We start from the raw sequence: 7,267 nt of genomic DNA on the forward strand, positions 1-7,267 counted from the left end.
TCCGAACGCGGGGTCAAATCAGGTGAAAGGCGGCCCTGCGGCACCTTTCGCGAGCAAAAACTGAGCTTCACATAACGATAGCAGGCCTAGTCGGCAAGCGGATGATGGCGCGCGACCGTCTCGGTGAGCCTGTTTTCGAGCACATGGGTATAGATCTGCGTCGTCGAGATGTCGGAATGGCCGAGCAGCTGCTGCACCGCGCGCAGGTCCGCGCCGTTCTGCAGCAGATGGCTGGCGAAGGCGTGGCGCAGCACGTGCGGCGACACTTTCGCCGCCGGCACGCCGGCGCGGCCGGCAAGCGCCTTCAAATCGCGTGCGAAAACCTGGCGCGGCAGATGGCCGCTCTCCGAGGATGACGGGAACAGATGGAGGCTTTCCTTCCATTCCGGCTGCGCGGCGCGCATGGCGACCCATTCGCCAAGCGCGGCCTTTGCCCCATGCGACAGCGGCACGACGCGCTCCTTGCCGCCCTTGCCGCGCACGATGAAGAAGCGCTCGGCGCGCAGCGCCACGGTCAGCGGCAGCGCGACCAGCTCCGAGACGCGCAGGCCCGTGGCGTAGAGCGTCTCGACGAGCGCATGCAGCCGGCAGGCTGCCGTGTGGGCGACCGGGTCGCCCTCCGCCTCGCGCTTCTCGGTCTCCGCCCGGGAGATGAGCCGCGAGACCGCGTCCTCGCGCATGGTCTTCGGCAGGGCGCGCTCCTTGCGCGGCGCGTCGATCGTGCCGGTCGGGTCGTCGGCGCGCAGCCCCTCCGCGTAGAGGAAGCGGAAGAACTGGCGCAGCGAGGACAGCTTGCGCGCCTGCGAGGAGGCCGCGAAGCCCCGTCGCGCCACCTCGTCGAGAAAGGCGCGGATGTCGTCGGTTGCCGCATCGGCCAGCCGGCCGCCGAGGAAGGCCGAGGCGTCCTCGAGATCGCGGCGGTAGGCGGCGAGCGTGTTGTCGCTCGCGCCGCGCTCGGCGCTCATCATTTCGAGAAAGGCTTCCAGCCTGACCGCCGTGCTCATCGCGCTCCCTTCCTATCCGGCGTCAGCCTGCCACGAAACCGCTTGCCGAATGGTGAAGCGGAACCCGGCGCGGCAACGGCGCGTTAATAAATCGAAAGGATCACGGTCATGGAACACATCGCTGCCTTCCTGCTGATCGTCGGGTGCTCGCCCGATCTGGCCGAATGCCGGGAAATGCCGACGCCCACGGCGATCTATGAAACCGTAGAAGATTGCGAGGCCGAGCGCCCCGCCATCTCCGTCCGCCACGAGGACGCCGCGCCGCGCATGTTCGCGCAGTGCTTCGAAGTCGACCCGCTGCTGACGGAGACCGATGCCGAGATCGTCTGGGACGTCACCTCGGACGGCAAACTTTCGGCATGGGTGGAACCTTATTCGCCGGGAGAAGTTCTGGTTGCGTCGAATCGCGGCGGCAAAGAAACTGAAACCGTCGCGCGCCGGTAGGACTTGATCGCGTCACAACTTGCCGTCATGTTCTGGCGGGAAGGGTTCTCTCGAATATCATGGAGGCACGGATGAAGAAATTGATGATCGCAGCCGCATCGGTCGTGATGCTTGGCGGTTTGGTGTCTGGCTGCACCACGGCCGAGCAGACCGCAGTCGGCGGCGCCGCCATGGGCGCGGCGATCGGCGGTCTGGCTACCGGTCGCGCCAGCGGCGCCATTGCCGGCGCGGCGATCGGCGGAACCGCGGGCTACCTGATCGGCCGTTCGGCCGACCGGCCCGGCTGGTGCCGCTATCGCGACGAGTACGGCCGCGTCTACGAGGCGCGCTGCCGCTAGAGCAGTTCCAGGAAAAGTGTGAAGCACTTTTCCGTCCGGAATTGTGTCAAGACAAGCATCCTCCGGACTCGAAACCGGAACAAGAAAAGGGAGCCGGTCGGCTCCCTTTTCTCTTGGCCGCCCTGCCGGGCCAGAAGCGCGGGCAGCCGGTTTTCAAGCCTCGGGTCTCAGGCCACCGCCTGCATCGCGCCCGGCCCCGGCGTCGCGCCGGGCGGGCATTTGCCGAGGATGATCATGCCGAGCACCTCGTCCTTGGTGACGTCCCCGGTGCGGGCCGTACCGACGACCTGCCCGTTCTTCATCACGCAGACGCGGTCGGCGAGATCGAATACGTCGTGGATGTCGTGGCTGATCAGGAAGATGCCGATGCCGTCGTCCTTCAACTGCCGCACCAGCTCGCCGACCTGTGCCGTCTCCTGGGGCCCGAGCGCCGCCGTCGGCTCGTCCATGATCAGGATGCGGGCGTTGAAGTGGATGGCGCGAGCGATGGCCACCGACTGGCGCTGGCCGCCCGACAGCTTGATCACCGGCTCCTTGAACCGCTGGAAGCGCGGGTTGAGCCGGCCCATCACCTTGCGCGTCTGCGATTCCATCGCCACGTCGTCGAGCGTGCCCCATCGGGTGCGCAGCTCACGGCCGAGGAACAGATTGGCGGCGGCGTCGACGTTGTCGGCCAGCGCCAGCGTCTGGTAGATGGTCTCGATGCCGTATTTCTTGGCGTCGCGCGGGTTGTCGATCTTCGCTTCCTCGCCGTTGACGAGGATTTCCCCCGCGTCGCGGCGATAGGCCCCGGACAGGATCTTGATCAGCGTCGACTTGCCGGCGCCGTTGTGGCCGAGCAGCGCCACCACCTCGCCGGCGTGAAGGTCGATCGAGGCGTCGTCGACGGCGTGGATGCCGCCGAAGGAGATCGAGATGTTCTTCATCTCGACGAGAGGCGTTCCTGCGGTCATGGCGGTTCCTCCCTATCCCACGCGGCGGCGATAGACGGTGTCGAGCCACACCGCGATGACGAGCGCGAGGCCGACGACGATGTTCTGGAGCGGCGTGTCGACGCCGAGCAGGATCATGCCCGAGGCGAGCGACTGCATCAGCACCGCGCCCAGCATCGCCCCGGCGATGGTGCCGACGCCGCCCGACAGAGAGGTGCCGCCGATGACGGCGGCGGCGATGACCAAGAGCTCGTCGAGCGTGCCCTGCGCATTGGTGGCGGCGTTGAGCCGCGCGGTCGAGATCATCGCGCCGATGGCGGCGAGGCCGCCCATGATCATGAAGATCTTCATCGTCACCCAACGCGTGTTGATGCCGGCGAGCTCGGCCGCCTCGGGGTTGCCGCCGATGGCGAAGACGTAGCGGCCGAAGCGGGTGCGGGTGGCGACGAAGGTCATGGCGATACCGACGCCGAGCGCGATCAGCACCGGCACGGCGATGCCGTGGGCGATGAACACGCCCGCCGGAACCTCCAGCCCCTGCGCCTGATAGTAGCGGCGCACGATGCCGACCGGCCACGGGTAGGAATTGGCCACCCAGACCGCGCCGAGGATCAGCACGCAGGCGACCGTGCCGAGGAAGAATTCGGCCCAGACGGGGCGCAGCGGGAACGCGAACCGCTTGCGCTGCCGCCGGGCGTTGACCAGCATCAGCGCCACCGCCGCGCAGGCGGCGAGGCCGACGATCCAGCTCCAGCCCGCGCCGATGGCGCCGTCGGCGCCGCCGCCCATCAGCCGGAAGGTGGCGTCCATCGGCGCCACGGTCTGGCCGCTCGTCACCCACCAGGCCGCGCCGCGCCAGACCAGAAGCCCGCCGAGCGTGACGATGAAGGCCGGCACGCCGAGATAGGCGATGACGTAGCCGTGGAGCGCCCCGATCGAGACGCCGACGACGAGGCCGGCAAGCGCGGCGAGGATCCACGTCGCCGGATGGCCGAAGCCGAGCAGCGAGGGCAGGTACTGCGCCTGAATCACGCCCATGATCATGCCGCAGATGCCGAGGATCGAGCCGACCGACAGGTCGATGTTGCGGGTGACGATGACCAGCACCATGCCGGACGCCATCACCGCAACGGAAGCAGACTGGACCGAGAGGTTCCACAGGTTGCGCGGCGTCAGGAAGAGGCCGCCCGACAGGACGTGGAACACGACCCAGATCAGGACCAGCGCGCCGATCATGCCGAGCATGCGGGTGTCGAGCTCGGTGGCCTTCAGAAAGCGGCCGACCGGGCCGAGCGCGCTCGAGCGCGCGGTGTCGGCCGGGGCGCGCAGTGCTGCGTCCGACATGATCGTTCCTCCCTTCCGGCGGGGCCGGATCGTCCATCGTAGCGCATGTCGCCCGAAAGTGGGAACCGGAATGCCCCCTCTTCCCGGCCGGACGCCGCCGCTTTCATCAAACGGGGACGCTTCACATTTCAACGTTTGCGCTGCCCCTCATCCGCCCTTCCGGGCACCTTCTCCCCGTGAACGGGGAGAAGGGGGAAAGCGGCAACGTGGCGGCAGTGTCTCCTCTCCCCGCTTGCGGGGAGAGGATGCCGGCAGGCAGGTGAGGGGCAGCGCCATCACCCGTCGGCTGGCGCGATCAGTTGCAGGCCGCGACCGTGCCGGCGGCGACGCCTTGGCAGACGACGTCCTTCGACACCCAGCCGGCATCGATCACCACGTTGAGATTGTCACGGGTTATCGGGTTGGGGGCGAGGAAGATCGCGTTCATCTCGACCTTGTTCGGGCCGTCGGCCCACTTCACCGCGCCCTCGACGTCCGCCATCGCGGTGCCGTCGGCGAGCTGGTTGGCGATCTCCGCCGCCGCCTTGCCGAGCTCGCGCGAGTCCTTCCAGACCGAGACGGTCTGGGTGCCGAGCGCGATACGGTTGAGCGCGGCGTGGTCGCCGTCCTGGCCGGAGACCGGCACCGAGCCGGCCAGCCCCTGCGCCTCCAGCGCGGCGATGGCGCCGCCGGCCGTGCCGTCGTTTGAGGCGACGACCGCGTCGACGTCGTTGTTGTTGGCGGTCAGGAACTGCTCCATGTTGCGCTGGGCGTTGGCCGGCAGCCAGCCGTCAGTATAGGCCTCGCCGACATTCTTGATCTTGCCGGAATCGATCGCCTCCTTCAGCACCTCCATCTGGCCGGCGAACAGGAAGTCCGCGTTCGGATCGGCGCCGTTGCCCTTGATGAAGACGTAGTTGCCTTCCGGCTGCGCCTCGAAGACGGCGCGCGCCTGCAGGCGGCCGACTTCCTTGTTGTCGAAGGTGAGGTAGAACGCGTCCGGGTTCTCGATCAGCCGGTCGTAGCCGACGACCGGGATGCCCTCGGCGACAGCCTTCTCGACCGCCGGGCCGATGGCCGACGCGTCCTGCGCCAGGATGATCAGCGCGTCCGCGCCCTGGCTGATCAGCGCCTCGACGTCGGTCAGCTGCTTGGCGGCGGACGATTGCGCGTCGGCCGAGATATAGGTGTTGCCGGCAGCCTCGAGCGCCGCCTTGATCGCGGCCTCGTCGGTCTTCCAGCGCTCCTCCTGGAAGTTGGACCAGGACACGCCGACCGTCTTGCCCTCGGCGAAGGCCGGGCCGGACACGGCGAGCGACCAGACGGCCGACATGGCGACGCCCGCCAGCATGGCGGTTGCAAGCTTCTTCATGATGTTCCTCCCTGCGCCCGCGGGGCGCGAATGACTTGCCCTGCTGCGATGCGAAGCTATTTTTTCGAGCTTCGAAAAAAAGAATGACTCAGTCGAAAGCGCGTGTCAATATCCTCGCCGCCCGCCATGGCGGGCCCCATGATCGGACTTGCATGGCCGGCGCGGGACGGGCAGAAGCGCCCGGGCAAAACATGGGACAGCGGCCGACGGGAGGAGAAGCCGGATAATGACGGTGGGCGTGCGCCACGACGACCTGCGCAGGCAGAACCGCGCCATGGTGATCGCCGCCGTGCGGCGCGTCGGCCAGCCCTCGCGCACCGAGATCGCCGCGGCGACAGTGCTCAGCCACTCCACCATCTCGACCATCTCGGCCAGCCTGATCGAGGAAGGCATCCTCGCCGAGATCCGCGGTGGCGAAAGCGGCGCCCTGAAGCGCGGCCGGCCGCAGGTCGCGCTCGGCCTCGCCCCCGGCGCGGCGAGCGTCGTCGCCATCGACCTGTCGCTGAACGCGCTTTCGGCGACGCTGATCGACTATGCCGGGAAGGAGATCGCCCGCGACGACACGCGGCCGGCGACGCTCACCTTATCGCGCGCCGGGCTCCTCGAGGCGGTGAAGGCCGCGGTGCGGCGCGCGCTCGCCGCCGCCGGGGGCGGCCACGGCCCGGTGCTGCGCATGGCGCTCGGCATCCAGGGCATCACGGATTCGGCCGCGCGCACCCTTTTATGGTCGCCGATCACGCCGCATTCGAACGTCGCCTTCGCCGACGCGCTGGAGGCGGAGTTCTCCGTCCCCGTCACCGTCGAGAACGACTGCAACATGATCGCGGTGGCGCTGAAGGCGCGCGAGCCCGAGCGCTACCGCGACAATTTCGTCGCCATCCTCCTGTCCAACGGCATCGGCATGGGGCTGGTGCAGCGCGGCAGCCTGTTTTCCGGCGCACGCTCCTCGGGCGGCGAGTTCGGCCACATGATCCACATCCCCGGCGGGGCGCTGTGCCGCTGCGGCCGCCATGGCTGCATCGAGGCCTATGCCGGCAACTACGCCATCTTCCGGCATGCGAGCGGCGAGAGCGGCGACGCGCCGCCCGCCGCCGACATCGACGACGGCACCATGGCCGAGCTCGCGGCCTCGGCGCGCCGGGGTCCGGGACGCGCACGCGAGGCGTTCGAGCGCGCCGGCGAGGCGCTCGGCTTCGGCCTCGGCAGCCTGTTCGCGCTGATCGACCCCGCCCCGGTCGTCTTCGTCGGCAACGGCACGGCGGCGTTCGACGTGATCGAACCGGCGCTGCGCGCCGCCCTCGCCCGCACCGCCGGCGGCCAGCACGACGACGCCCCGGTGTCCCTCGCCATCGCCGCCGACGAGACGCCCCTGATCCGCGAGGGCTGCGCCCGCCAAGCCCTCGCCTTCGTCGACCAGGAGATCTTCGCCGCCGGCACCATGGCCAGACAGATGGCGGAAGCTTGAGCGCGGGGCCGTGTCGCGTAGGATAAAGTGCGAAGGCTGCCCTTCGATCACCAGCGCCGCGAGAACGGCCCACCCGGCGACCTGCCGTTCTCCATAGTGTTCCCGCCGCCTGCGACCGCCCCGCCCAAGGCCGGAGTCTCCGCCCGGCAATGCGCAAAATCGCACCTGAAGGCCCCGCACCGGAAAAGGCGGGAAGCATGCAGAACGCCCCGCTTTTCCTGTTGCAATCGCCGATGAACTCGGCATATAAGCACCTCGCGCGGGCAGGAACCGCGTGAGCGGGTGTAGCTCAGGGGTAGAGCACAACCTTGCCAAGGTTGGGGTCGAGGGTTCGAATCCCTTCGCCCGCTCCAGTTTCCCAACCAGTCCAAAGCCGCGGAATTCCGCGG

Annotated in this window: 7 protein-coding genes and 1 tRNA gene; 4 read left to right on the forward strand and 4 right to left on the reverse strand. The window is 68.6% G+C overall.

The genetic code is table 11. The features are described from left to right. Positions 1-86 precede the first annotated feature (86 nt). Positions 87-1,004, reverse strand: a complete 918-nt coding sequence (locus tag M9945_RS20545; protein WP_367946019.1) for a site-specific tyrosine recombinase XerD — start codon at positions 1,002-1,004, stop codon at positions 87-89. Between the two features lie 108 nt (positions 1,005-1,112). Between M9945_RS20545 and M9945_RS20550 the strand changes: the two genes are divergently transcribed. Both M9945_RS20550 and M9945_RS20555 read left to right on the forward strand, forming a co-directional pair. Continuing rightward, positions 1,113-1,448, forward strand: a complete 336-nt coding sequence (locus tag M9945_RS20550) for a hypothetical protein (RefSeq protein ID WP_367928663.1) — start codon at positions 1,113-1,115, stop codon at positions 1,446-1,448. A gap of 71 nt (positions 1,449-1,519) precedes the next feature. Then, the gene (locus M9945_RS20555) at positions 1,520-1,786 is read left to right on the forward strand and encodes a glycine zipper domain-containing protein (protein ID WP_367928662.1); all 267 of its coding nucleotides are present in this window, start codon (positions 1,520-1,522) and stop codon (positions 1,784-1,786) included. Between the two features lie 167 nt (positions 1,787-1,953). Here M9945_RS20555 and M9945_RS20560 read toward each other — a convergent pair whose 3' ends face one another. The 3 genes from M9945_RS20560 to xylF all read right to left on the reverse strand — a co-directional run bounded on the left by M9945_RS20560 (position 1,954) and on the right by xylF (position 5,413). Further along, positions 1,954-2,739, reverse strand: coding sequence for an ATP-binding cassette domain-containing protein (locus M9945_RS20560; protein ID WP_367928661.1), 786 nt, complete (start codon positions 2,737-2,739; stop codon positions 1,954-1,956). A gap of 12 nt (positions 2,740-2,751) precedes the next feature. Next, positions 2,752-4,062: a sugar ABC transporter permease gene (locus M9945_RS20565; RefSeq protein WP_367946020.1), complete on the reverse strand. Its 1,311-nt coding sequence runs from the start codon at positions 4,060-4,062 to the stop codon at positions 2,752-2,754. A 295-nt stretch (positions 4,063-4,357) separates the two neighbouring features. Further along, on the reverse strand, positions 4,358-5,413 hold the full coding sequence (gene xylF, locus M9945_RS20570) for a D-xylose ABC transporter substrate-binding protein (protein WP_367946021.1): 1,056 nt from the start codon (positions 5,411-5,413) through the stop codon (positions 4,358-4,360). 226 nt (positions 5,414-5,639) lie between these two features. On the opposite strand from xylF, the gene M9945_RS20575 reads away from it, so the two are divergent. Together M9945_RS20575 and M9945_RS20580 are read left to right on the forward strand one after the other, a co-directional pair. Beyond that, positions 5,640-6,878: an ROK family protein gene (locus M9945_RS20575; RefSeq protein WP_367946022.1), complete on the forward strand. Its 1,239-nt coding sequence runs from the start codon at positions 5,640-5,642 to the stop codon at positions 6,876-6,878. A 278-nt stretch (positions 6,879-7,156) separates the two neighbouring features. Continuing rightward, positions 7,157-7,231: transfer RNA gene (locus M9945_RS20580), tRNA-Gly, on the forward strand. The last annotated feature ends 36 nt before the right edge of the window (positions 7,232-7,267 follow it).

This window comes from Aquamicrobium sp. (assembly GCF_023954335.1).
Lineage (GTDB): Bacteria > Pseudomonadota > Alphaproteobacteria > Rhizobiales > Rhizobiaceae > Aerobium.

Bases quoted from the DNA above. Each gene is read 5' to 3' on its own strand.
- M9945_RS20545 (WP_367946019.1), bottom strand. From the start codon at position 1,004: ATGAGCACGGCGGTCAGGCTGGAAGCCTTTCTCGAAATGATGAGCGCC.
- M9945_RS20550 (WP_367928663.1), top strand. From the start codon at position 1,113: ATGGAACACATCGCTGCCTTCCTGCTGATCGTCGGGTGCTCGCCCGAT.
- M9945_RS20555 (WP_367928662.1), top strand. From the start codon at position 1,520: ATGAAGAAATTGATGATCGCAGCCGCATCGGTCGTGATGCTTGGCGGT.
- M9945_RS20560 (WP_367928661.1), bottom strand. From the start codon at position 2,739: ATGACCGCAGGAACGCCTCTCGTCGAGATGAAGAACATCTCGATCTCC.
- M9945_RS20565 (WP_367946020.1), bottom strand. From the start codon at position 4,062: ATGTCGGACGCAGCACTGCGCGCCCCGGCCGACACCGCGCGCTCGAGC.
- xylF (WP_367946021.1), bottom strand. From the start codon at position 5,413: ATGAAGAAGCTTGCAACCGCCATGCTGGCGGGCGTCGCCATGTCGGCC.
- M9945_RS20575 (WP_367946022.1), top strand. From the start codon at position 5,640: ATGACGGTGGGCGTGCGCCACGACGACCTGCGCAGGCAGAACCGCGCC.